At 32.0% G+C, this 22,039-nt stretch carries 31 protein-coding genes; 5 read left to right on the top strand and 26 right to left on the bottom strand.

The features are described from left to right. Nucleotides 1-2: 2 nt before the first annotated feature. Complete coding sequence (locus ACODH8_RS00550; RefSeq protein ID WP_332464919.1) at nucleotides 3-539, bottom strand: 5-formyltetrahydrofolate cyclo-ligase; 537 nt, start codon at nucleotides 537-539, stop codon at nucleotides 3-5. A gap of 155 nt (nucleotides 540-694) precedes the next feature. Between ACODH8_RS00550 and ACODH8_RS00555 the strand changes: the two genes are divergently transcribed. Continuing rightward, nucleotides 695-889 (top strand): hypothetical protein, encoded by a 195-nt coding sequence (locus tag ACODH8_RS00555; protein ID WP_332464920.1) that lies wholly within the window; start codon nucleotides 695-697, stop codon nucleotides 887-889. 88 nt (nucleotides 890-977) lie between these two features. Here the strand turns inward: ACODH8_RS00555 and ACODH8_RS00560 are convergent, their stop codons facing one another. The 5 genes from ACODH8_RS00560 to ACODH8_RS00580 form a co-directional block, all read right to left on the bottom strand. Beyond that, a complete protein-coding gene (locus ACODH8_RS00560; RefSeq protein ID WP_332464921.1) occupies nucleotides 978-1,277 on the bottom strand; it encodes a hypothetical protein in 300 nt (99 codons plus the stop codon). A 257-nt stretch (nucleotides 1,278-1,534) separates the two neighbouring features. Further along, nucleotides 1,535-1,786, bottom strand: a complete 252-nt coding sequence (locus ACODH8_RS00565; protein ID WP_420517397.1) for a helix-turn-helix domain-containing protein — start codon at nucleotides 1,784-1,786, stop codon at nucleotides 1,535-1,537. Between the two features lie 20 nt (nucleotides 1,787-1,806). Beyond that, nucleotides 1,807-2,748, bottom strand: coding sequence for a DUF2971 domain-containing protein (locus tag ACODH8_RS00570; RefSeq protein ID WP_420517399.1), 942 nt, complete (start codon nucleotides 2,746-2,748; stop codon nucleotides 1,807-1,809). 329 nt (nucleotides 2,749-3,077) lie between these two features. Then, the gene (locus ACODH8_RS00575; protein WP_420517401.1) at nucleotides 3,078-3,638 is read right to left on the bottom strand and encodes a hypothetical protein; all 561 of its coding nucleotides are present in this window, start codon (nucleotides 3,636-3,638) and stop codon (nucleotides 3,078-3,080) included. A 13-nt stretch (nucleotides 3,639-3,651) separates the two neighbouring features. After that, nucleotides 3,652-3,900, bottom strand: a complete 249-nt coding sequence (locus tag ACODH8_RS00580) for a hypothetical protein (protein ID WP_420517403.1) — start codon at nucleotides 3,898-3,900, stop codon at nucleotides 3,652-3,654. A 100-nt stretch (nucleotides 3,901-4,000) separates the two neighbouring features. On the opposite strand from ACODH8_RS00580, the gene ACODH8_RS00585 reads away from it, so the two are divergent. Then, nucleotides 4,001-4,186, top strand: a complete 186-nt coding sequence (locus tag ACODH8_RS00585; RefSeq protein WP_420517405.1) for a hypothetical protein — start codon at nucleotides 4,001-4,003, stop codon at nucleotides 4,184-4,186. Here ACODH8_RS00585 and ACODH8_RS00590 read toward each other — a convergent pair. The 12 genes from ACODH8_RS00590 to ACODH8_RS00645 all read right to left on the bottom strand — a co-directional run bounded on the left by ACODH8_RS00590 (nucleotide 4,183) and on the right by ACODH8_RS00645 (nucleotide 8,216). Further along, nucleotides 4,183-4,329 carry a hypothetical protein gene (locus ACODH8_RS00590; protein ID WP_420517407.1) on the bottom strand — a complete coding sequence of 49 codons (147 nt, stop codon included), beginning with the start codon at nucleotides 4,327-4,329 and terminating at the stop codon, nucleotides 4,183-4,185. The genes ACODH8_RS00585 and ACODH8_RS00590 overlap by 4 nt on opposite strands. A gap of 87 nt (nucleotides 4,330-4,416) precedes the next feature. Beyond that, nucleotides 4,417-4,686 (bottom strand): hypothetical protein, encoded by a 270-nt coding sequence (locus ACODH8_RS00595; RefSeq protein WP_420517409.1) that lies wholly within the window; start codon nucleotides 4,684-4,686, stop codon nucleotides 4,417-4,419. Further along, the gene (locus ACODH8_RS00600; RefSeq protein ID WP_420517411.1) at nucleotides 4,679-5,059 is read right to left on the bottom strand and encodes a phage replication protein; all 381 of its coding nucleotides are present in this window, start codon (nucleotides 5,057-5,059) and stop codon (nucleotides 4,679-4,681) included. The genes ACODH8_RS00595 and ACODH8_RS00600 overlap by 8 nt, the downstream gene beginning before the upstream one ends. A 48-nt stretch (nucleotides 5,060-5,107) precedes the next feature. After that, entirely contained in the window at nucleotides 5,108-5,944 is an 837-nt protein-coding gene (locus ACODH8_RS00605) for a phage replisome organizer N-terminal domain-containing protein (RefSeq protein ID WP_420517412.1), read from the bottom strand. A gap of 1 nt (nucleotide 5,945) precedes the next feature. Further along, nucleotides 5,946-6,308 carry a hypothetical protein gene (locus ACODH8_RS00610; protein ID WP_420517414.1) on the bottom strand — a complete coding sequence of 121 codons (363 nt, stop codon included), beginning with the start codon at nucleotides 6,306-6,308 and terminating at the stop codon, nucleotides 5,946-5,948. Then, the gene (locus ACODH8_RS00615) at nucleotides 6,301-6,498 is read right to left on the bottom strand and encodes a hypothetical protein (protein WP_420517416.1); all 198 of its coding nucleotides are present in this window, start codon (nucleotides 6,496-6,498) and stop codon (nucleotides 6,301-6,303) included. Before ACODH8_RS00615 ends, ACODH8_RS00610 begins: the two co-directional genes overlap by 8 nt. Next, on the bottom strand, nucleotides 6,495-6,866 hold the full coding sequence (locus ACODH8_RS00620) for a hypothetical protein (RefSeq protein ID WP_420517418.1): 372 nt from the start codon (nucleotides 6,864-6,866) through the stop codon (nucleotides 6,495-6,497). Before ACODH8_RS00620 ends, ACODH8_RS00615 begins: the two co-directional genes overlap by 4 nt. A 115-nt stretch (nucleotides 6,867-6,981) precedes the next feature. Then, nucleotides 6,982-7,164 carry a hypothetical protein gene (locus ACODH8_RS00625; protein WP_420517420.1) on the bottom strand — a complete coding sequence of 61 codons (183 nt, stop codon included), beginning with the start codon at nucleotides 7,162-7,164 and terminating at the stop codon, nucleotides 6,982-6,984. Between the two features lie 18 nt (nucleotides 7,165-7,182). Continuing rightward, a complete protein-coding gene (locus tag ACODH8_RS00630; protein WP_420517422.1) occupies nucleotides 7,183-7,467 on the bottom strand; it encodes a hypothetical protein in 285 nt (94 codons plus the stop codon). 1 nt (nucleotide 7,468) lies between these two features. Continuing rightward, nucleotides 7,469-7,645 carry a hypothetical protein gene (locus ACODH8_RS00635; RefSeq protein WP_420517424.1) on the bottom strand — a complete coding sequence of 59 codons (177 nt, stop codon included), beginning with the start codon at nucleotides 7,643-7,645 and terminating at the stop codon, nucleotides 7,469-7,471. A 43-nt stretch (nucleotides 7,646-7,688) separates the two neighbouring features. Beyond that, nucleotides 7,689-7,967, bottom strand: coding sequence for a hypothetical protein (locus ACODH8_RS00640; RefSeq protein WP_420517426.1), 279 nt, complete (start codon nucleotides 7,965-7,967; stop codon nucleotides 7,689-7,691). A gap of 36 nt (nucleotides 7,968-8,003) precedes the next feature. Continuing rightward, nucleotides 8,004-8,216 (bottom strand): helix-turn-helix transcriptional regulator, encoded by a 213-nt coding sequence (locus ACODH8_RS00645; RefSeq protein ID WP_420517428.1) that lies wholly within the window; start codon nucleotides 8,214-8,216, stop codon nucleotides 8,004-8,006. Nucleotides 8,217-8,335: 119 nt separating this feature from the next. Here ACODH8_RS00645 and ACODH8_RS00650 point away from each other — a divergent pair, with 119 nt between their 5' ends. Then, entirely contained in the window at nucleotides 8,336-9,244 is a 909-nt protein-coding gene (locus tag ACODH8_RS00650) for a helix-turn-helix domain-containing protein (protein ID WP_420517430.1), read from the top strand. 48 nt (nucleotides 9,245-9,292) lie between these two features. Then, the gene (locus tag ACODH8_RS00655) at nucleotides 9,293-10,465 is read left to right on the top strand and encodes a tyrosine-type recombinase/integrase (RefSeq protein WP_420517432.1); all 1,173 of its coding nucleotides are present in this window, start codon (nucleotides 9,293-9,295) and stop codon (nucleotides 10,463-10,465) included. A 99-nt stretch (nucleotides 10,466-10,564) separates the two neighbouring features. Here ACODH8_RS00655 and rpmG read toward each other — a convergent pair whose 3' ends face one another. The 5 genes from rpmG to ACODH8_RS00680 form a co-directional block, all read right to left on the bottom strand. Then, a complete protein-coding gene (gene rpmG / locus ACODH8_RS00660) occupies nucleotides 10,565-10,714 on the bottom strand; it encodes a 50S ribosomal protein L33 (RefSeq protein WP_077275288.1) in 150 nt (49 codons plus the stop codon). A 128-nt stretch (nucleotides 10,715-10,842) separates the two neighbouring features. Next, entirely contained in the window at nucleotides 10,843-12,966 is a 2,124-nt protein-coding gene (locus ACODH8_RS00665; RefSeq protein ID WP_332464922.1) for a penicillin-binding transpeptidase domain-containing protein, read from the bottom strand. Nucleotides 12,967-13,198: 232 nt separating this feature from the next. Next, nucleotides 13,199-15,142 carry a threonine--tRNA ligase gene (gene thrS, locus ACODH8_RS00670; RefSeq protein ID WP_332464923.1) on the bottom strand — a complete coding sequence of 648 codons (1,944 nt, stop codon included), beginning with the start codon at nucleotides 15,140-15,142 and terminating at the stop codon, nucleotides 13,199-13,201. 316 nt (nucleotides 15,143-15,458) lie between these two features. Next, a complete protein-coding gene (locus tag ACODH8_RS00675) occupies nucleotides 15,459-17,093 on the bottom strand; it encodes a hypothetical protein (RefSeq protein ID WP_332464924.1) in 1,635 nt (544 codons plus the stop codon). Then, nucleotides 17,086-17,805 (bottom strand): ABC transporter ATP-binding protein, encoded by a 720-nt coding sequence (locus ACODH8_RS00680; RefSeq protein WP_332464925.1) that lies wholly within the window; start codon nucleotides 17,803-17,805, stop codon nucleotides 17,086-17,088. Before ACODH8_RS00680 ends, ACODH8_RS00675 begins: the two co-directional genes overlap by 8 nt. A gap of 185 nt (nucleotides 17,806-17,990) precedes the next feature. Here ACODH8_RS00680 and proC point away from each other — a divergent pair, with 185 nt between their 5' ends. Further along, entirely contained in the window at nucleotides 17,991-18,773 is a 783-nt protein-coding gene (gene proC / locus ACODH8_RS00685; protein ID WP_332464926.1) for a pyrroline-5-carboxylate reductase, read from the top strand. A gap of 22 nt (nucleotides 18,774-18,795) precedes the next feature. Here proC and ACODH8_RS00690 read toward each other — a convergent pair whose 3' ends face one another. The 3 genes from ACODH8_RS00690 to ACODH8_RS00700 all read right to left on the bottom strand — a co-directional run bounded on the left by ACODH8_RS00690 (nucleotide 18,796) and on the right by ACODH8_RS00700 (nucleotide 21,860). Then, nucleotides 18,796-19,161, bottom strand: coding sequence for an MmcQ/YjbR family DNA-binding protein (locus ACODH8_RS00690; RefSeq protein WP_332464927.1), 366 nt, complete (start codon nucleotides 19,159-19,161; stop codon nucleotides 18,796-18,798). An 82-nt stretch (nucleotides 19,162-19,243) separates the two neighbouring features. Continuing rightward, the gene (locus ACODH8_RS00695; RefSeq protein ID WP_332464928.1) at nucleotides 19,244-21,121 is read right to left on the bottom strand and encodes an ABC transporter permease; all 1,878 of its coding nucleotides are present in this window, start codon (nucleotides 21,119-21,121) and stop codon (nucleotides 19,244-19,246) included. After that, nucleotides 21,111-21,860, bottom strand: coding sequence for an ABC transporter ATP-binding protein (locus ACODH8_RS00700; RefSeq protein WP_420517434.1), 750 nt, complete (start codon nucleotides 21,858-21,860; stop codon nucleotides 21,111-21,113). The genes ACODH8_RS00695 and ACODH8_RS00700 overlap by 11 nt, the downstream gene beginning before the upstream one ends. Nucleotides 21,861-22,039 lie beyond the last annotated feature (179 nt).

Below are 22,039 nucleotides of genomic sequence, written 5' to 3' on the forward strand. Positions count from 1 at the left end.
CTTTAAATTGTAAAAATTTTAGCCACAGCTAAATCATGACTCTCTGGATCAAACTCATTATTTAATTGCTGTGGAAACACTAGGCTACATGTTTTCCCACGATAATCAGCTAAATAACGATCATAAAATCCTCCACCAAAACCAACTCGAAAACCTGAATCATTAAAAGCAACTCCAGGAACAATTAATAAATCTATCTTGTCTTTAGTAATTAGCTCCTCTTTAACAGGCTCTAGTACACCAAAAGTAGTTCTTTCAAGCTCATCGCCTGTCTTATAATTAAAAAATGCCATTTGTCCTTTACCAAATGTTTTAGGAACGCCTATGGTTTTGCTTTCTTCTAAAGCCTTCTCTATTAACTTCTCTGTATTAAACTCAATAGGCATTGAAAGAGTCGTTGCAATAACACTGCTTTCTAACCATAAAGAACTCTGAAATAAGTCAGCTAAGATTTTATCCTCTAACAACTTTTTTTCTTGTTCCTTTTGACTAAGCTCTTTTAATGAAGCTAAGGTTTCTTTTCTGATTGTTGCTTTCATGAAGAACTCCTCCTCGTTAAATAATAACAGTACTATTATACTAATTTATGAGTAGAAAACCAATCATTATCCTATAACTACTTATTCTTTTGTTGCTTTCACAAAGTCCTTTGTTATAATCAATATCAGAAATACATAAAAAGGAGTTAGTTTGAATGACCTTTAAACGTTTTTTTCAATTATTTATTTTTTACGCCTTATCTATTAGTATCTCATATGGCGTTGTTACAGGACTTAATATCCAAAACCATGCTCTAGCTATTATTACTATGACTGTTATCGGCTATGTTGTGTTAGGACTTCCTTTAACTGTACTATCGTTGATGAAAAAGAATTATCCAAAAAAATAGATTTGTTTCCTATTGAATATAAAGAAAGTGTGTCATAAGTTTTGATTACTTATGACACACTTTTTTGTTGGAAACACTAAATTGTTTATTACTTTGCTTGTTTGGCTTCCCATTTATCCATTTTTTTATTCATTAATGCTTCTAAATCAGCTTCTGAAATACCACTTCGTTTAATCAAAGTCAGGACCACTAACAAGCTGTCGACTAACTCTTCTTGAAAATCTTGTTGTGATAATTCTTTGTAGCTACTCCCTGATGCCTGACTAGTTGATAAATAAGCTTGTGAAGCTTCCCCAACTTCTTCCATTAATTTTAACAGTAAATGCTCTACTGATTTTGGTTCTGTTTCTGCCACTTTAAAAACTCGATTGATTAATTCAGTATTCATATTCATTTCTCCTTATAAAAAAAGCTATATCCCAAAGGAATATAGCTTCTAATCAACAAAGATTATTTAGTTTCACGGTGTGTCGAATTTTAGTAATCATAGAACACCGTTAACTATTTCCTACTATTATATAAACATATTTTAATAGGAATCTCAATCAATATTAAACATAGTTAACAACCTAACCGCATTCAATCACGTATTCAAAAATCTTCATTACCACGGGCGAATTTTTACTTATTATATTTTTAATTTTTTTATTTATTGATTGTTTTGATTATCTCTTTGCCATAAACAAATTCAAATAACGCAATAGAACTAAAACGCCATTCAATCCCCAACTTAACTCCTGGTATTTTCCCTTCAGCAGCTTGTTTTTTTATTTGAGCTACACTACATCCAAGATAATCAGCCGCCTGTTTAGAATTCCACACTTCATTTTTTATTGATTGCTTTGCCACAAAGCAAAGTAGATCATCTAGAGATACTAATGATAAATTCTGAACCAAATCAATCCTTCCTTTCTCAATTAGGACAACAAACTAGGAACTAAATTAAAGTTTGGAGCTAATTCATCAAAAACCATTTGAAAAATCGGTATATTTAATTTTCTTCCAATTGAAATCAACTTTGTTTTATTATCTGAAGAACAATTCATACCGATAAAAATCTCCTTAGGGATAGCTTCTACAAAAGGTAATTCTCTCCCGTAACTTCCTACACAACATCTAAATTCTTTTTCATAGCTCCATGAAGAATGCTTTATATTGGAAAAAAAACTGGATAATATTACTAAAGATGAATCTGCCAATGATACTTTCCTTTTCCCATTTTTTTCTGCAGATTTCATGGCTTCAAGTATTCCCTCAACTTCTTTAATCATCAGGCTTGTTATATCAATCCTTTCATCTGTATATTGAACAGGGAAGGTACAAGAAGTAAGGCTTAGATTTTGTTCGTGAGTCATATCATACGAAATACAATATCCTTCATGATTGTTAGAATAGTGTGCCCACATAGGCATTGAGTTTACTTCGTTTTCAGTTAAAGAAGTTACAAGTCCAAATGTAGAAAAATCATCTATTAATTTGCCATCATACTTCTTTAAAAATTCATAATGACTTAACCTTTTATTATCATAAAAAAAAGCTTTAAGCTCAAATGGATCATTCAAACTCTTTGCGTCACTAAGGTATATCTGTTCAGAAGCTAATGTCTCTAATTTTTTTTTATTCATTTTTTCATCACTTGTTAAAGAATAATATTTATATAGTGTATTCGGTACATACAAACGTAGTGCTCGATAAACTACATCGAAAGCAATTTTTTTACCTAAATTCGGAGCTCTGTCTATTATATGAATAACTTTTAAATAATCTACTGGATTTTCATTTTTCCATTTATTTACATCAAAATTTTTTTCATCTACAGGTTCTTTAGGTGTCATCAATTTATAATCTTCAAATTTCATAACTATTAATCTACTCCTTTTTCATTAGTATACCAAAAAAGGATGTTAATTAAAGTATACTATTCTTAGATAAAATTTATAAAATAGTAACTACATACAAACATCTTCTAAACCTTTCAAAATAGTCTAAGTGATTAAATACCTGGAGTAAACAATTCTTACTCTAGGTTTTCGCCACAAGTGGAGAATATCGACTCGTATTATTACGACCCTTGTCGATTATCCAGATCCCCCTAACCAAGTAAGGTGTGCTTACCTCATTAAAAAAACAAGTCGAAAATTTCGAACTAGTTAATATAAAAAGCCCACTAATTAAAGTGAGCTTCTAGTTATTCTTCTTGGTGTTTAATTTCTTTTTCTAACTCTTTCTTCAACTGATAACCCATCCCCGGGCTAGGTACCCACCAAGCAGGATTTATGTAACCAGTATTAATAATATCAGCATAACGATCTATATTCGTTGCGCTAATGACATCAGTAGCTTCAGTCCAATGCTTTTCAACTAATTCTTCTAATTCCTTATTGGTTTCAAGTAATTCATTCTGTAATTTTCTCATTTTACTTTCGGCCGCTTCAATTTCTTCAACATTCTTATACGAAGAATTAATATAATTATCAGCCAAATGTTTGATTTTTTTATACTTACTCCTTACAAGTCTCTCAAACTCTGCTTCATGTTGTCTCAGACTACAGTCAAACGATTCACGTCCACTTGTTAAGTTACCTAGTTGCTCTGTTAGTGTGTAAGAAGGAGATTCTCGCATTTTTTTGTTAAGTTCATCCACTTTATCATTAATCTTATTTGATTCAGCGCGTAGCTTATTGATACGATCAAATTCAACATCCAATACTTTTAGATTATCGTTAAGCTCTTTTTCAATTTTCTTCATATCCTACCTCCTATTAATCCCACTCGTCAAATACTGGTTTTTTATATAGTTCATTATGCTTCATAGCAATTTCTGCACCTCTTGATAATGGATGTTCTTCTTGATTTTCAGCTTTATCTGATTTCTCAAGTGTTTCTGCTTTTTGGATAATCTCGTCCATTTCATCAAAATATGACTTAATACGTCCATCGCCTTCCATACCTTCTTTAGCCATTTCTCTAATAGCGTTATACGCTTCTTTATATACGTTTTCTTGTGTCATTCTTTTTCCTACTTTCTTTTAATATAATTATTATTATTTATTGATATACTATCCTTATCAGCAAGTGGTCTGCTGAAATAACTGACAAGGTGGTGAAAATATGGGAATCAAAGTTAATTTTTCTTCAAAGGACATTGAGAAATCAATTCGTAAACAAACCAACCAAGCTTTTAAAAAGGGAGTTGATAACACTTGTCCAAAGTGTGGTAAAAAAATAGTAATCAAAATTGGTAAAAATGTTTGTCCACAATGTAAGACAACTATTGAATTTAAAGGTAGTGTCTAGCTTTTTAATTCAAATTTAATTTGAGCCAATTCGTCTGCCAACGTTTTGGCTTCTTCTAATATCTCTACTAATCTTTCTGCCTGTTTAGTCGCTTCGTCTATACCAGTAACTTCTGCCGTTAATTTAATTATTTCTTCAGTCATTTTATTCACTCCTTTTGGACCTCTATACCTACAAACTCCGATATTTCAACACTTATATGATTCATAATGCCCACAATTGCCAACATTTTATCCCTCAATCATCGTATCATCTAAAAATACAATGACATGCCAATGACTAGGAAACTTAACATGTTTATTCCAACCAATGATATTAACTTCCCAATCATCACTGATGTATTCTGAATAGCGTTTCTTGAACTCCTGATAGGTTAACCATTCGCCATTTACTATAACTTCTTTACTACCTACAAATACGATTAAATCTTTTGCTTTAACTGGTTGCTGTTGTTGAATCATTCTCTCAACTTGTTTTCGCATTGCTCTAATATTAGACATTGTTTTTATCTACTACGACTTTTAGTATTTCCATTTGTTCTTGTAAATCATCTAAATCAATCGAACGATATGCCACATCTAAAATATTTTTAGCTGCCTGAACTCGTGAACTAGGCGTTGAGTTTTCTTTATCGTGCATAACGTCTTTTAGTACCTCTACGGCTTCATCAGAAGCTTTTTGTAGCTTACTAGTCACTTGTTGCATTGACTCACGTCTAACGGCTCTATATTCCTTAATAAATAATTCGTCTTTCATGTATCGGAATCCAGTATTTTTATTAATTCCAGCTAATTCGCATGCTTTTTCAATCGTATCTGTTTCAAATAAAGCTCTTAAAAATTTCTCTTGCCTTTGGTTAAGTACTTCTGTCATAGTATCCCTCCTTTTCATATACACATATTTACTAAATTCAACTCATTTCTAAAGTTTTACTTTTTCACGCGGATTAATAAAATCAGCATCTCCACCAGTCGGCCAACCATTAGTCGGTGAATAATTTTTCATAAACTGAAAATGTAAATGCGGACCAGTAACAGGTCCTGTCGCCCCTTCTAATCCTATTTGTTGACCTTGATTAACTTCTTGACCTACAACAACATCTATTTGAGATAAGTGGGCATATCCAGTATATAAACCGTCTGGGTGTTCTATAACGACATAATTACCGTACCAACCAAAGAAGTTAGCTCCCGCAGTTACAACTTTACCTCTACCGCTAGCGTAGATAGGCGAACTACCACCATTAGCTAAATCAATAGCATTGTGGAACTCCATACCTCCGCCCATTGGAGATTCTCTCCAACCGAATTCAGAAGTTACCACATAATTTTTCATAGGTTTAACAAATGACTTTTGTTGTGACATTTGTACGTTTTCTTTTTCTGCAGCAATCTTACTACGATATTCTCTTATTCTGTCAGCTTCCGTTGATGATGCACCAATAAAATTTTGAATATCTAACATATAGATTTCACCAGTTTCTAGAACTTCCACAAGCCCTAGACTTTGAAACGTCTTAATTGCTCCCTCGACATCATCTTGTGTATGCCTTAATATTTTAGCAAGTACACTCGATGTGTAAGGAATCACGTCATTAAACATAAGTTTGCCATCATACTTTAAACTTCTAAGGTACATTTTTAATAAAATAGCACTATATTTATATCCATCTGGCATACTTTCAAGTAAGATCATCGCTTCGTCATCAAAGAAATTATCTTTTAATTTTAGATAGTAATATTTTTTATTATCTGACATGTTAAACCTCCAATTTCTCTTGGTGGTTATATATCAATCCCTCATTCCAGGTAATTAGATTGGCGGATTCAACGCTTTTTATTCTTTGTGTCATATTAATAGTTTGCATTTTAATGCTCTGCAACCCTTCTATACGCTCTTTTTCTGTAATAGGAATATAGAACCCATTATCGGAATTTAATCCCCTTGAAGCACATATAGGAACACCGTAGATAATGATTAATCTGCTTATAACAGCTTGAACACTTCTTTCATCAATTCCTATTGAATCGGTTATTTTCTTTAAAGAAATCTTTTTACTTTCTCCCCTAGGGATAAGCTCTAAAATAGATGTTTCGATTACTGATAATTCCTTTTTAGTCAATAGCAGCACCTCCATAAGTTGATAACCTAAAATCTGTACCAGGTACATGAATAATTTTATTGTCATTAGTAATTAATTGCGCTGAAGGCAATTCATCAGCCAAAGGATAAGAAACACTTTTAAAGAATGACTTTAGCAATGGAATAGTGACGTTGTTATTATGATTGTCTTTAAATTCTAATAGTTTCATGCTGTCACCTCTTTTAATTCAAAAAGATTATGGCCACCATAACCAATTAATAAAGCACAAGTTAAAAATAATCGATCATCAATATCTTTGACATTATTCATTAAGCTTATCGCTACATTAGGTTCTAAATTCTTTTTAAGTTGGCTAAACATTTTAAATTTCTCATGTTCAACAGCTCTTTCTTTTAACGGATACAGATGCTTTAAATCCTGTTCTGCTTTTTTGGTTGCCTTATTTCTAAATCCTGTACCAAAATTATTGCTGATACTACTTTCTAATTCAGTAATAGCTTGCTCGATATCTTCTAGTGAGTAGTCAGAGTGAAGATTCTCTATTTCATTTAATAATTGACTTTTTCTGTATTTCATTATAAATTCCCCATTTCATATAATTTAAAATTCATGCTATAATAAGGGATAAATAGGCATTCTAATCTATTTATCCCACACTGCGCGACGACTGCAATCGTTGAGTAGTGTATTTTTATTTGCCATCAAGATAAATCTCCGAATGATCTAATAAATCAATCACGTTAATAACTATTTCTTGGTAAACTTCTTGTAAATCTTCAAAAGTTGCTGCGTTCTCTCCAGTAGCTAACTCTTTTATTTCAGTTAATTCATATAATGCTTTTAAAGCTTCTTTTAAATTGTCATATTCGATCATATTAATTTCCTCTTTTCTTTATTGGTATAAAAAATCCTCAATCGTGTCATACATTTTAACCCATTCTTTTAAATCGTTTAAATCCTTAATAATCATTTCTAACTTATCGATTGGCAAAATCATTTCTACACCTTCGTGATTTACAACTTTCGCTTCTTTAGACTGGTAATCAAACAATACTTTTAATATTTCAGCATTGTTATTTGCTCTTTCTTGAAGTGCTTTTCTTTCTGAATTAATTCTTTCCTGTAATTCTTCAAACGTTGGATTTTCTTCATTTCCTAAATTGATAATTTTACTCATGTTAATTTCTCCCTTTCGTTCTGATATTTTTTTGATAACTGACTTCATCCCAATTCATCAATAGCAACACACTCAGTGGCACTACAATAATTAATAGTAGTTCTATACTAATTGAGTAAGTAAATGCTCCTAGCAAGTAAATAGCTAGTAATAGCCATAATCTACGTATTCTCTGCAATATCCTCACCTCCTTAAAATATCTTTCTACCTCGCCCGTGGTATTAATCTATTTGTTGTTGTGTAATCCATTTGCGACAAACATCAATATCATAAAATTTTCGACTTCCAATTGAACCGTGCGGCATTTGATAATTTTCAGTATAATCTCTTAATGTTGTAGGACTGATACCCAACGCTTTACTAGCTTCAGTTGTATTAAGTACCTTCTTATTAGCTCCTACGTCCTCTTTAGCCTTCTGTAGCTCGTCTATAAAGATTGAATACAGATAACTTCTGAACGATTCTTCATTGGTTAACGTTACTTGTAATGGCTCTTGCATTAGATCACCTCACCATAAAATACTTTTGCATACTTTTCAACTAAAAAAAATTTCATCTATACTGATTCCTGGGAAAAAATCATTGATAAATTCCTTAAACTTTGTCTTTTCAGAATCGTTAAACTGATTTACTCCACGTTCTTTATTACTATAACTTTGCTTAGTAATTCCTAAAACTTTACCCATCTCAGTTTGATTTAGTCCAGCCATAACTCTATACCCAGCTACTTTATTAATTTTTTTATCCAATATCAGCACCACCTTTACTTTTGCATACCATAATAATAAATCTTTGTATTTACTTTGTCAATACTTTTATTTACTTTTGATGCAATATGCTTTATTATTACATCAAAGAGGTGTTTAAGATGAAAAATTCTTTGGGAGACCGTATTAAATCAATCCGCTTAGAAAAAGGATATACAATGGAGGATTTCGGAAAACTTTTAAAAACAAGTAAAGGTACTGTAAATAATTGGGAAAAAGGTAGAAATAATCCCAATAGAGAAAATTTAAAGAAAATTGCTGAACTTGGAAATACTACGGTTGATGATCTTCTTGATAATAATAATCATTTACGTATCCAAACAGCAAAATATATTTATGGTAATCTTTTAACTGACTATCCAGAAAATTCTGATGTCGGTAAAGCTCTTAGATATTTTCCTGATTCCGTATTAAACGAACTTTTATTTGACATAGCAAATAAAAAATTAGAAATTTCTTTTCAAATCGGCAAAAATAAATCATTTGAACGTTTCTTATCCATTGAAGATATCGACGCTGAAGATGACTACTATGAATTCATGAAACGTACATTTGTTAATAAATATCAAAAAGAAGTGAAAACAAATACTAATTTGATTAAAAATACAGCTCAACAAGTTTTCGATATTACAGACCCGTATATCTATAAAATATATGACTGGGGAGAAACTTACTATGCCAATGATGAAAGATATGCTATCTCAGTTCAAGAAGTAGAAGGTAGTATAAATGATGAATTAGTCAATAAAACATATTCTATACTGATGGAAGCTTATGAGAAAATAATTGAATTAAAAAATGAATATAGCGATGAGACTCCTACAAGAAAACTAGACTTTATACTAAATTATGAAGATGAAGAGCACTATGATTCTAAAGTGATCAAGTCAATTCCAATAGACTTATTAAAAGATAAAGTTAATATCAGGGATAAAAATCAATTAGAAAATTATCGAATTAAAGTTACTACCGCTTTATTTAATGAGTTAGGTTTAAAGTTTTTAGAATAAGCATCTCCCCTTCTACTACTCGCCCGTGGTTAGATAGGAGAAATTAAAATGGCAGTATATAAACAGTATCAAAAGAAAGATGGTTCTAAGGCTTGGTTATTTCAAGCATACTTAGGAGTTGATGAAGTAACCGGAAAAGAGGTCAGAACGACCAGGAGAGGTTTTTCTAGTAAGAAAGCAGCTCAATTAAAGCTTAATGAACTTGTATTAGAGTTTGAAAGTAACGGACTACAGAAGGCATCCGCTACTACTTTTAAAGAAGTTTATCTAATATGGTATGACAACTATAAGAACACCGTTAAAGAATCTACCAGCATGACTACAGAACGTTTCTTTAATCAAGTTATATTACCAGCATTTGGTGATATTAGATTGGAAAAAGTAGATGTGAAGTTTTGTCAGAAGATAGTTAATAAGTGGGCAGAGGAATATACTTCTTATCGCTTATTGATTGGCTACACAAGAAAAGTATTTGAGTATGCAGTACATATTGAGGTATTAAAGACTAGTCCTTTTGATAAGGTTATCCGACCAACTAAAAAGGAAAAGAAAAAAGTTGATAAGATTAAATTCTATGACTTAAAAGAGTTAGAAGTATTTTTAAGTCACTTAGAACAAAAAGTTAAAGTTGCTAAAAAGAGATCACTCATTCAACACTACTATTCTGAGTTTGACTTAGCATTATTTAGGCTCATGGCTTTTAGTGGTGTTCGTGTTGGTGAAGCTCTTGCTCTTAATTGGTCTGATATAGACTATGAGAATAAAGCTGTAACAATTAGTAAGAATTTATCACAAACTAAGCAAGGTTATGTAGTGTCTACGACTAAGACAAAGAAATCTAATAGAACAATATCCCTTGATGATAGAACACTTCTAACGCTTAAAAAATGGCATTTAACACAACGTAAATTGTTACTACATAATGGCTTTAACAATAACAAGATGATATTTGTTAATGTAAACAATCAGTTTATCACTAGAAATGACATATACCAGCGTTCAACTCGGATAGCTCAAGTTTGTAATTTACATTCTATCGGCTGTCATGGATTTAGACACACTCACGCTTCTCTTTTATTTGAAAGTGGAGCAAATTTTAAAGAAGTACAAGAACGACTTGGCCATACTGATATATCTATGACCATGAATATTTACACTCATGTCACTAAGAAAGTACAAGAAGAAACAGCCCAAAAATTTGCTAATTATGTCGATTTTTAATCAAACCGTATTCAAAAGCGTATTCAATTCAGATTAAGAAGATAAAAAAAGAGCTAGAAACCTTACTATACAAGGCTTCTAGCTTCTAATCAACAAAGATTATTTAGTTTCACGGTGTAAAGTAACTTTACGCTCACGTGGACAGTATTTTTTAACTTCTAAACGATCTGGGTTGTTACGTTTGTTTTTATTTGAAAGATAGTTTCTTTCTTTACATTCAGTACATTCTAAAGTAATGTTTACGCGCATGTGATTTCCCTCCAAGATTCTTAATTCAAGTAGTTCTACTTGACACTCAAATATAATACCATGATTTTTTTATCTTGGCAAGCTTTTGTTAAGTAGTTTTACTTTACAAATTTTAGTCATTAAATAACTTATTGTTTATTTAGAGATTCTGCATAGGCATTGACTACTTGGCGTAAGATAGCGACGTTTGCTCCATCATTATCATCTTTAATTTGTGGAATAACAACACTCACAGCAATTTGCGGATCATCATATGGCGCAAATCCAACAATAGTACTGTTAATCACTTCTTGAACTTTCTCAGTTTTCTTATCCACCGCAAAAGTTTCCGCTGTCCCTGTTTTAGCAGCAATTGGTAAGTTTGCGCCTTGAAGGCCATGACCTGTTCCCATTGGTCCGTTGACTACTTGGACCATACCGTCATGGATAATTTGGAATTCATTATCCATTCCTTCAATCATGTTTAATGTTTTAGGTTTGATTGCTTCTTTCATCTCTCCTAAGTCACCTGTTTCATCATTTCCATAAATTCCTTTAACCACATGTGGCGCCACTCTTGTTCCTCTATTGGCAACCGTTGCAACATATTGATTTAATTGCATTGGTGTATAAGTATCGTAGTTACCAAATGATAAGTCGAGGGCTTTACCCATAGTTCCTTGAATTAAGTTTTTATCTTTATCGTAGTACTGAGTATTAACAATCCCAGTTCCTTCTTGTGGTAAATCAATTCCTGTGGAAACACCTAAACCAAATTGCTCATAAGTTTTACGCAATGTTTCAAAAACGCTAGTATCAATTGGTAAACTCATGTTGGGAACATAAGTTGCTCCCATCATACCCATTGCTATTTTCATCATATAAACGTTTGAAGATACTTCTAGAGCCTGAGCAGCTGTTAATGGAATTGAACTGTACTGGTTAAATAATGATGATTTAACTTGACCACCATCAAATACTAAAGGCTCATCCACCATAGTTTCATTACCATTGATAATGCCGTTTTGATACCCTGCCATAAGAGTGGCTGCTTTTATAGATGACCCTGGAACGAAAGCTTTATTGTAAGTTCCTAAAGCATCATCTTTTAATTCACCTGTCTCTAAATCATGAGACAAACCTACCATAGCTAAAATATTACCTGTTTTAGGCTCAGTCACGACAACATAAGCACCTTCAGAATATTCTGCCTTGCCATTTTGAATTAGTGTATTGTAATTATTTTTTAAAATCTCTTCCACTTGTTTTTGGAATTCTAAGTCGATAGTTAAGACAACATTGTCACCTTTTTCGCTTTGTTTGGTTTCTTTTTTAGAGACAATCTTTTGATTTTTATCTGTCACTACTTCTGATTCACCTTTTTTACCACGTAAGGCATCTTCATATGACTCTTCTAAATAACTTAAACCAACACGGTCATTGATTTTATAACCTTTTTTCAAATATTCTTCTGCTTTTTCTTCTGGAATCCCTTGTTTTTCAGTCGATACAGTTCCTAGAATTGAGCGTATTTGATCTTCTTCTGGATATTCACGTTCCCAATCCATTCCTGCTGAAAGTCCTGGGATAGTTGCCGCATTTTCTCCAACCACAGCTATTTCTTCTGGTGTGACATCTTTATTTTTGATCATCACTGGTTGCATAGCTGTTCCACCATTAATCTTTTTAAAGATAGTGGCAATTTCTTCTTCTTCTGGCGAAAAATTAATACTTTCTGTATCTACTTTTTCGGTCATTTTTGAATACAGTTGACCTTGTGAAAGCTGCTCACCCTTGCTGTTTAATTTATCACTAACAGTTAGTTTTTCTTCTGCTTTCTTTAATTCTTCTGGATCTGCTAAAAGATAATCAGCTTTATCTCTATCTGATAATTTTTCAGGTTTCACGTCTACTAATTCTGCAATATGAGCACTAGTTTCTTTGATGTCTTGAGCTGACATACCGGTACTTCTTGTAAAGAGAATCGCTTGATTGGCTTTATTACCAACTAACACTTTTCCTTTTGAATCATATATATAGCCACGTGGGGCATTTTCTTCGACAATATTCTTTTGACCTTGCTCGACAATTTTTACAAACTCATCGTGTTGATTGATTTGTAAATAAGATAATCTGACCACTAATGCTGTAAAAAGAATAAAGACAATAAAAAATAGGAAGTCTAATCTAAAAGGGACATGACCTTTTTTAGCTGAGGTTCCTGATTTTGTTTTTTTTGAAAAAGGGCGCCAAGATGTTTTTTTGTTTTTCATTAAAGCAACGATTCCTTTCAGTTCAAGGGTTAAAATTATTATATACTTGTTTCATTTATTTTTTTGCTTGATTTTTATATTTTAAATAAAATTTTAAGTTTAAAACGCTAATAATGAGTATCTCATGTATTCCTTGTATTTTCAATGAAATTCACGCTCTTTTCACAATTTTTTAGGAAATAAAAAAGAAGAATGAAGAGTAGTTACTCTCTTCATTCTTCCTTAAAAAATATTATTTACGGCTATAATTTTTTACATCAGCTACAACTGATTCAATAAACATATCAACGTTCATTGTTTCAGTTTCTTTGCTTCCGTAACGACGAATATTTACTTCACCGTTATCTAATTCTTTATCTCCTACTACGATTTGATAAGGGATTTTTTGTGTTTGAGATTCACGGATTTTATAACCCATTTTTTCATTACGAATATCCACATCAAAACGTAAGCCTTGCATGTCTAATTTTTCTTTGATTTCAAAAGCGTAATCACTATGTAAATCTAAGTTTACAGGAATGATTGTTCCTTGAATTGGCGCTAACCAAGTTGGGAATGCTCCTTTGTGAACTTCTGTTAAGTGAGCCACAAAACGTTCCATAGTAGAAACAATACCACGGTGGATAACAACTGGGCGATGGCTATTTTCTCCGTCTTCACCAACGTAAGTTAAATCAAAACGCTCAGGTAATAAGAAGTCTAATTGAATTGTAGAAAGAGTTTCTTCTGTTCCTAAGGCTGTTTTAATTTGAACATCCATCTTAGGTCCGTAGAATGCTGCTTCTCCTTCTGCTTCAAAGAACTCAACGCCAGCTTCTTGTAAAGCTTCACGTAAAGTGCTTTCTGCTTTTTCCCACATCTCATCATCATCAAAGTATTTCTCAGTGTTATTAGGATCACGTAAACTTAAGCGTAAACGGTAATCATCAATATTAAAGTCTTTATAAACATTAATCATTAAATCTAATGTTCTCATAAACTCATCTTTGATTTGATCTGGTCTTACAAATGTATGACCATCATTTAAAGTCATTTCACGTACACGAGCTAATCCTGATAAAGCTCCTGATTTCTCATAACGGTGCATCATACCTAACTCAGCAATACGAATTGGTAATTCACGGTAGCTATGAATATCATTTTTATAAACCATCATATGATGTGGGCAGTTCATCGGACGTAAAACTAACATTTCACCGTCACCCATATCCATTGGTGGGAACATGTCTTCATGATAATGATCCCAGTGACCAGATGTTTTATACAAATCAACATTTGCCATGATTGGTGTATAAACATGTTGGTAACCTAAACTAATTTCCTTATCAGTAATGTATCTTTCGATAACGCGACGAATTGTAGCTCCTTTTGGTAACCAGAATGGTAAGCCAGAACCTACATCAGGGTTAACCATGAATAAATCAAGCTCTTTCCCTAATTTACGGTGATCACGTTCTTTAGCTTCTTCACGCATTTTTAAGTACTCTTTTAATTCTTTTTTATCAAAGAAAGCAGTACCGTAAACACGTTGCATCATTTTATTGTTTGAGTTACCTCTCCAATAAGCACCAGCTACTGATAATAATTTGAAGACTTGGATGCGTCCTGTTGAGGGTACATGTACCCCGCGACACAAGTCTACAAAATCACCTTGATCATAAACTGTGATAACTTCATCAGCTGGTAAATCATTGATTAACTCTTCTTTATAAGGATCGCCTTTGAAGATTTCTAGAGCTTCTTCTTTAGACACTTCTTTTCTAACGATTGGATTGTTTTCTTTAACAATCTTCATCATTTCTTCTTCGATTTTAACTAAATCTTCTTCTGATACCGCATGTCCTTCGTTATCAGTGTCATAGTAAAAACCATTGTCAATTGCTGGGCCTACACCAAAATGAATATCTGGGAATAACCTTCTTAAAGCGTTAGCCATTAAATGAGCAGTTGAGTGACGTAAAATTTGTAATGAATCATCATGACCTGGTGTCACAATTTCAAGTTTACCATCCACTTCAATTTCGCGAGTTAAATCAATTAACTCTCCATTTAATTTACCTGCTAAGGCTTTTTTTGCAAGTCCCGGACTAATTCCTTTAGCAATTTCTAAAGTAGTTATTTTGGCAGGAAACTCTTTTACTGCGCCATCTGGGAATGTAATATTAATAACTGACATTCTATCTCCTCCTAAAAAAATGTATAAAAAAAGTCCTATTAAGTCGTAATGACTTAATAGGACGAAATTATCGTGGTTCCACCTAATTTTTTGATAGTTAAATAAACTATCATCTCTAGCGTTTTAACGGTACGACCGGCTTCGTTTCAACGAAACTTTCCAAAGTGGTCAACTACTGAGCTTATTTAGAAAGCTTTCAGTCAAGGCTTTCTTCCCTTTAAAACAGTTTTCAATAATCGGTGTCTTTGTCAACAATCTAAATATTATTGTGTACAGTTATTTAAACACTTTTTTTTAAGTTTAGCAAGTCTTTCATCTAATTTTTCAATTTAAATGTTTTTGGAGCCACTTTGAAAATCACCATGATTCCAACTACAAAATAAACTAAAGAGACTGTAGAAATGATAATACCATACTGCATACCACCTGATTTAATTTGCAAACTCATATATGCCAACATATAAAATACTCCGTCTACAATTTTATAAACTGGATTTTTGACTTGAAAATCACTGGTAAATGGTTGCAAGATATAATAAACAAACAACTCATGGAACGAAAATAAAATCGATAAACTTGTCATCACGAATAATAATAATAACAAGAATTCTATCCCTAGAGCTCGATTGTTCACTTGATTAAAGACATGAACCCAAAAATAGACAGTCAAACTAATCAACCCATTGTAATAAAAAATCTTCAAGAAACGATAAAAGAATCCTTTAATAATGGCCTTTGGTTCTCTGTAGAAAGGATAGGATAACATTGACGAATCACAATTAACAAAAACAGTTTGAACCACTTTTTTTCCAAATGATAATAAATAAAGGATAAAAAACATCATAGGAATTAAGTTGTAAAGAATCATCTCTAAACGGTCAGCGCTTACTTTGATTGGCACGAAAATAGAAGTGACAATAATTGCTACCATAACTAAACTGATAATTCCTACTCGAATCAGTAATTGCTTTCTTAAGGTTGTTTTAAATCGACTAAATAAAAGAGCATTTAAGTAATGACTTCCATTCAAACCTTGAATCTTAGAGTCATCATCTGATTTTTCTAATTTCATCTTAGTACCTTCACCAAGATATTGTTTTTGTTGTTGCTCTTTTTTATTTGCTCCACCGTAATTAATCATCACTTCTGAAGACTTAAACATCTGTCTAGCATACGCGTCATACTGTTTGAAGTGAACGAATAAATAAAGGAAAGGCAACCACATCATTAACCAAATAAACGCTGTCATCCAATTAATCATTATTTTTTCTAACAAGTGAAGTTCATTCGTTTTAATCAATACATAACTAGAACCAAGCAGCCCAACACCCACTACTAGATTTAAGGCTATTTTTTTTATTAAACGGTAATTCATTAGAGTTAGATGTAATTCAGCAACTGACCAGATAAGTGATAGGGATAAACTAGAAAATAAACCAATTAGCAAATATAAAATGACATTATTTTCTTTAAAACCAATCACCAATAAACCTGGAATGATAAACACTAATTCTTGTAAAATGGATAACAGTGAGGTTCTCTTAATGTATTTTTCTTTAGATACTCTAAAGCTTGTTATAAACTGAATTTCTTGTTTGTTCAACCCTGGAAAAGTTTTGCCGATCATTAAAAATATCCCATTAAAAACAATTAACCAAACTAAAAAGATACTCACTTCATGACTAACAAAGCTATTGACTCCTTTAGCAATTAGCATACTAATCACAAATGGTAAATTGTGTAAAAAAATTTGTAGCAATAAACTAAAAATAAGTTTAATAAATGCGATTCCTTTTTTTACACCATATTCACGGTAAAGCATGGTTGTTGGGACACTGTTCCCTATTAAAGGAAGACGTCCCAAAAAATAAAACAAGCCATTAGCAAACGTACTTGCTTTAAATTTTCTAAATCGCCAATCTAAATAAAAGAGCTCTTTAAATTCATTCATTTGGTGTTACTCCATCTTCTTCAGATAACAATCTAACAATTTCATTTTCAAAATCAGGATCATGAATACTTCTAGTAGAAATCCCTCTTAACTCACCATTATGTAGTAAGACAATTTCATCACATAAATCTTGAGCAAGTTGTAAAATATGTGTTGAAAAAATGACAACTGATTCAGATTTCATCGATAAAATTAATTCTTTTACTTCGTGAGCTGCCACCACGTCAAATGATGTTAATGGCTCATCTAGTAATAAAATAGGTGGCTGAATCATCATCGTCGCAATCATTTGAACCTTATTACGCATACCATGAGAGTATTCTTTCATCAAACGATGACGGTCTTCTTTTTTTATACCAACTTTTGAAAGATAAGCGTCAGGTGTTCTAACATTTTTCATTTGGTGTTGATTCATATCAATAAAGAATTTAATAAATTCATAACCTGTCATAAAATCAGGTACATTAGGTGTAGCGTGAACTAATCCAATATCAGTTTCTTTGTAATCTGTTAATTGGTTATCTTCACATAATTTGATACTTCCGTTCTCAAAGGGAATGTCCTTTGAAATACAATTAAATAGAGTCGTTTTCCCTGCTCCATTTCGTCCTAATAACCCATATATTTTTCCCTTTTGAAACTCAAAAGAGGCATTTTTTATTACTTTTTTTCCTTTAAAATCTTTTTCTAGATTTTCAATGACTAATTTCATTTAATTCCTCCAAAAAATGTAATTTCATTAATTATACCCAAGACTATTTCTTTTATCCATATAAACCGTAAAACTCTCTATTAAACGGGATAATAATTAGATATTTGAATCTAAAAAACTTTCTCCTGTTATTTTAGCAATATTCTTTTATAATAAAATAGAAAGATGATTTAGGAGGAATGAATATGAAAATTGGTATCTTTGGTGCTGGACACATGGGTAGTGCTATGATTAAAGGGTGGATTCGATCTGGAGAAATTGCGCCACCTGATATTTTAGTACAAGGTGGTCGACGTGGAACAGCTCAAGAACTTCAACAAGAGCTTCATTTTACTTTAACAAATAATGTGGCTGATTTTAAGTCAGTTGATATTATCTTTTTAGCAGTAGGAACACCACTTATTATGCCTATTTTAAAAGACTTACATCAGGAACTAGGCGATTTAATTATACCGATCGTATCAGTTTCAGCTGGTGTTTCAGTTAAGGAAATGCAAACTATCACAGGTGAGACTTATCCAATCGCTCAAGCAATCCCTAACACACCGTCGCAAATCAATGAAGGCATCACAGGAATTGTTTATCCTAATCAACTAGATGAAACGCATCGTCACGTTATGGTGGCTGCTTTTGAGATTTTAGGCGATTTAGTTGAAATTACAGAAGATAAAATTGCTATTTTTGGTACATTAGCTGGTTGCGGACCTGCATTTGTTGATGTCTTTATGGAAAGTTTAGCTGATGGAGCTGTTCTAAACGGTATGGACCGAGATATGGCTTATCAAGTTGCTGCTAAAATGGTTAGTAGTTCAGCTAATCTTTTATTACAAACAGGCAAGCATCCTGGTGAACTAAAAGATGGTGTTACTTCTCCTGGTGGCACGACTATTAAAGGCATTACCGCTCTTGAAAAAGAAGGCTTCCGATATGCCACAATTAACGCAATAGATACTATCATGAAAAGCTAGAAAGTTAAACTTTCTAGCTTTTTTATTGGTGTTCTTTTCTTATTTTTGCTGGTAAGTTTTTCCAGACTAAGTCATAGGAAGTTTTTATCATTTGATATATTTCTTCATTTGATATCTCTAAATTTTTTAAATAAATGGAGTTCCAATGCTTTTTATTAGCATAATAGCCTGGAATAATATCATCATAAGTTTCTCTTAATACTTCATTAGTTTCAGGATTTCCTTTTAATGTTATAAAACTTTCTTCCGTTGCTTCTTTTGACATTAATCCAAACTGCTTACCAAGTAAATCAAAATAGATACAGTCCCAATCTTCTCGGTAATAAACTTTGGCGTGAGGTAGAGTTTCACCAAACTCTTGAAGTAACTTCATCCGCTCTTTAATCATTCTATCCACTCCTTCTATATTGCTTATTATAACAAAAAACTCTTAAAGATAAGAAAACTATCTTTAAGAGTTTAAAGGGTTATTAATTTAAAACAGAACGATATAATTTTTTGAAATAAAAGACTCTAGCTACTAAGTAATAAATTATTTGAATCACGATAAAGGCTCCTAATACATAAAGAGCAGTCATTTGTAATCCTTGTCCAAATAAAGCATACATGGCTGTTAAAGCAACTGCACCGTGAATACAAGAAACAATAATTGGTGTAAAGAAAAGAATCCCTACTTGTTGATATACCACTTTTTTCATTTCTTTTTTACTAAATCCTAGTTTATGGACCATTTTAAATTTCTCAACGTCTACGTTCATATCACTATATAATCTGAAATATAAGAAACTTCCTGCTGAGATAAAGAAAATAATACCGATAAAGAAACCAATGAAAAGAATAGGCGCATAAGCATCTGTTATCATTTGTTTCATAAAGACTTTAAACTGAATACCATTATTTTCTTCAAAATCTTTTCCAACAGCTAATTGTTTCTCATAAGAACCTTCTGTTACTAACCAAGCATAGAAAGGTGATACTTGATTGTCCCCTTTTAATTGCTCGAATTGGTCATTAGAAACAACATATAAGTTTCCAAATGATGGATAAGCAACTCGGTCCACTTCCAATTCTTCTATAGGTAATTCTTGATTATTAATTGATAAGTTTACCGCTTTTTCTCCACCCATTCCTTGAGTAAAGTCTGGTACATTTTTATCTTTTACAGATATTGCTTTAGATGAATCAACTGATAATTCATCCTCACCAATTTTTTTAGCGACTTTATTGTAATCTTCAACTGACAAAATCTTAACATTCATATCACTTCTACCATCAACCCCAGATAAGGTAATAGCATTCAATACGTATTCATCTGCTTGAATCTCATGTTTATTAAATGACTCTTTAAGAGCAGCTATTTCATTTTGTCCTTTTGTTTCATCCTCTTCGTTAACTTGGTAAGAAAAATCATATGGATCAGAATTGACTCCTTTTAGTGACATCTCTTTAAATCCTGTTAAAGTTCCAATAGCTGAGAAAGCCACTGTTGTAATAACAGCTACTAAGAAAAATGAACGAGCATTGTCTTTCATTCTAAAGGCTAAATCTGAAAAAACTAACATATTTGTTTTTTTCCAAAAACGATTTTCATTGCGTTTTAGTAAATTAACAATAAACACACTCACTTGATTAAACAATAACTTAGTTCCTAAAATAACCATAATAATAACAGGAATCATGGCCATAACAACACCCATGCCCTCAACTGTTAAGGCAACACCATATCCTACTGCAATTAATAAAACACCTGCGATTGATTTGAAAATTGAGGCATCTACTGCTCCTTTTCCTAAATCTTCACTTTTCAATAATTCTTGTACATCCATTTTAGGTATTTTAAATTGAATAAAGAATGAGATTAACACAAATAATAAAATAAACGACACAAACGTAACAGCAATAGCTTTTGTTGGGAAATAAAAACCTAAGTCAACATGCATAGTCACTTTACTTAACCAAAGAATTAACTGAGAAAAGAAAATTCCAACGATGCTTCCCACTACTGTTGCTAAAAAACCGATAATCGTATTTTCTTGGAAAACCATTTTTCTTAATTGTTTTGGCGACATACCTTGAATCAATAACAAACCAAATTCTTTTTTCCGTGACTGTAAGAAAATATCCATTGAATACAACACATAAAAGAATGAAAACAAGTAAATAATAGCAGCTGAGACTGTCATCCCAGTTTTAACAGCCATATGTAAATCACCATTTAAAGATGGGTGAAAAACAAACACAGCAAATGTGAAAAAAGTCATAACAGTCGTTAATGTACTAAAAAAGTACGCCATATAGAGATTCTTATTACGAATCGTATTTTTAAAAACAAACTCCTTAAATCTCATCAACAGCACCTTCTAACTCTCTTAAACTGAATAAGATTTGATCATAAAACTCTGAATGACTCCCATTATTTTTAATTTGTGATACTAACTCACCATCTTTAATAAAAATAATTTTTTCACAGTAACTTGCTGCAAACGGATCATGAGTTACCATTAAAATAGTTGATTTTTCTTCTTGATTCAAACGAGATAATAATCCCATTACATCTTTTGAAGATTTAGTATCTAAATTTCCTGTTGGCTCATCTGCTAATACTAATTTCGGTTGATGAATCATCGCTCTGGCAATTGCCACACGTTGCGCTTGTCCACCTGAAATAGTTGCAATACGTTTCTTTAATAAACTTTCAATGCCTAAAGTTTGAGCTACTTCATATAAAGCTTTTTTCATCACACTTACTTTTTCACCATCTAAAGTTAAGGGTAAAACAATATTTTCTTCCACAGTTAAAGTTGGCATTAAGTTAAAGTTTTGGAAAACAAATCCTAATTGATTTCTTCTGAATTTCGCTAATTGCTCTTGGTTTAATTTAGCTGGTTCAGATCCATCTAATACAATGCTTCCTGAAGTTGGTTTGTCAATTGTTCCAATTAAGTTTAATAGTGTTGATTTACCACTTCCCGAAGGCCCCATAACTCCTACAAATTCACCTTCTTGTACACTTAGGTCAATTCCTTTTAACGCTTGATACTTCACTGTATCACCATATGTTTTTGTTACATTTTTAATTTCTAACATGATTACTCCTTCTTTCCAATTAAATTATCTTGACCTAAGTTTAACCAAAAATTGAAAAAAACAACATCTAATCAACTAACAAGGAACGAACAAATTTGTAAGATTTGAAATTTTGTCGTAATAAATGTACAAAAAAATGAATAAAAACCCCTCTTTTTTGTTATACTAATATAGAAATA

The sequence above is a fragment of the Vagococcus fluvialis genome (assembly GCF_048815235.1).
Classification (GTDB): domain Bacteria; phylum Bacillota; class Bacilli; order Lactobacillales; family Vagococcaceae; genus Vagococcus.

What these genes read in the sequence shown, in the direction of transcription:
- ACODH8_RS00600 (WP_420517411.1), bottom strand. Translation starts at nt 5,059, where the DNA reads ATGACAGAAGTACTTAACCAAAGGCAAGAGAAATTTTTAAGAGCTTTA.
- ACODH8_RS00620 (WP_420517418.1), bottom strand. Translation starts at nt 6,866, where the DNA reads ATGAAATACAGAAAAAGTCAATTATTAAATGAAATAGAGAATCTTCAC.
- ACODH8_RS00575 (WP_420517401.1), bottom strand. Translation starts at nt 3,638, where the DNA reads ATGAAGAAAATTGAAAAAGAGCTTAACGATAATCTAAAAGTATTGGAT.
- ACODH8_RS00675 (WP_332464924.1), bottom strand. Translation starts at nt 17,093, where the DNA reads ATGAATGAATTTAAAGAGCTCTTTTATTTAGATTGGCGATTTAGAAAA.
- ACODH8_RS00570 (WP_420517399.1), bottom strand. Translation starts at nt 2,748, where the DNA reads ATGAAATTTGAAGATTATAAATTGATGACACCTAAAGAACCTGTAGAT.
- ACODH8_RS00680 (WP_332464925.1), bottom strand. Translation starts at nt 17,805, where the DNA reads ATGAAATTAGTCATTGAAAATCTAGAAAAAGATTTTAAAGGAAAAAAA.
- ACODH8_RS00605 (WP_420517412.1), bottom strand. Translation starts at nt 5,944, where the DNA reads ATGTCAGATAATAAAAAATATTACTATCTAAAATTAAAAGATAATTTC.
- ACODH8_RS00580 (WP_420517403.1), bottom strand. Translation starts at nt 3,900, where the DNA reads ATGACACAAGAAAACGTATATAAAGAAGCGTATAACGCTATTAGAGAA.
- ACODH8_RS00625 (WP_420517420.1), bottom strand. Translation starts at nt 7,164, where the DNA reads ATGATCGAATATGACAATTTAAAAGAAGCTTTAAAAGCATTATATGAA.
- ACODH8_RS00585 (WP_420517405.1), top strand. Translation starts at nt 4,001, where the DNA reads ATGGGAATCAAAGTTAATTTTTCTTCAAAGGACATTGAGAAATCAATT.
- ACODH8_RS00555 (WP_332464920.1), top strand. Translation starts at nt 695, where the DNA reads ATGACCTTTAAACGTTTTTTTCAATTATTTATTTTTTACGCCTTATCT.
- ACODH8_RS00595 (WP_420517409.1), bottom strand. Translation starts at nt 4,686, where the DNA reads ATGTCTAATATTAGAGCAATGCGAAAACAAGTTGAGAGAATGATTCAA.
- ACODH8_RS00615 (WP_420517416.1), bottom strand. Translation starts at nt 6,498, where the DNA reads ATGAAACTATTAGAATTTAAAGACAATCATAATAACAACGTCACTATT.
- ACODH8_RS00640 (WP_420517426.1), bottom strand. Translation starts at nt 7,967, where the DNA reads ATGCAAGAGCCATTACAAGTAACGTTAACCAATGAAGAATCGTTCAGA.
- ACODH8_RS00700 (WP_420517434.1), bottom strand. Translation starts at nt 21,860, where the DNA reads ATGTTAGAAATTAAAAATGTAACAAAAACATATGGTGATACAGTGAAG.
- proC (WP_332464926.1), top strand. Translation starts at nt 17,991, where the DNA reads ATGAAAATTGGTATCTTTGGTGCTGGACACATGGGTAGTGCTATGATT.
- ACODH8_RS00655 (WP_420517432.1), top strand. Translation starts at nt 9,293, where the DNA reads ATGGCAGTATATAAACAGTATCAAAAGAAAGATGGTTCTAAGGCTTGG.
- ACODH8_RS00695 (WP_332464928.1), bottom strand. Translation starts at nt 21,121, where the DNA reads ATGAGATTTAAGGAGTTTGTTTTTAAAAATACGATTCGTAATAAGAAT.
- thrS (WP_332464923.1), bottom strand. Translation starts at nt 15,142, where the DNA reads ATGTCAGTTATTAATATTACATTCCCAGATGGCGCAGTAAAAGAGTTT.
- ACODH8_RS00665 (WP_332464922.1), bottom strand. Translation starts at nt 12,966, where the DNA reads ATGAAAAACAAAAAAACATCTTGGCGCCCTTTTTCAAAAAAAACAAAA.
- ACODH8_RS00690 (WP_332464927.1), bottom strand. Translation starts at nt 19,161, where the DNA reads ATGATTAAAGAGCGGATGAAGTTACTTCAAGAGTTTGGTGAAACTCTA.
- ACODH8_RS00550 (WP_332464919.1), bottom strand. Translation starts at nt 539, where the DNA reads ATGAAAGCAACAATCAGAAAAGAAACCTTAGCTTCATTAAAAGAGCTT.
- ACODH8_RS00560 (WP_332464921.1), bottom strand. Translation starts at nt 1,277, where the DNA reads ATGAATACTGAATTAATCAATCGAGTTTTTAAAGTGGCAGAAACAGAA.
- ACODH8_RS00650 (WP_420517430.1), top strand. Translation starts at nt 8,336, where the DNA reads ATGAAAAATTCTTTGGGAGACCGTATTAAATCAATCCGCTTAGAAAAA.
- ACODH8_RS00590 (WP_420517407.1), bottom strand. Translation starts at nt 4,329, where the DNA reads ATGACTGAAGAAATAATTAAATTAACGGCAGAAGTTACTGGTATAGAC.
- ACODH8_RS00630 (WP_420517422.1), bottom strand. Translation starts at nt 7,467, where the DNA reads ATGAGTAAAATTATCAATTTAGGAAATGAAGAAAATCCAACGTTTGAA.
- rpmG (WP_077275288.1), bottom strand. Translation starts at nt 10,714, where the DNA reads ATGCGCGTAAACATTACTTTAGAATGTACTGAATGTAAAGAAAGAAAC.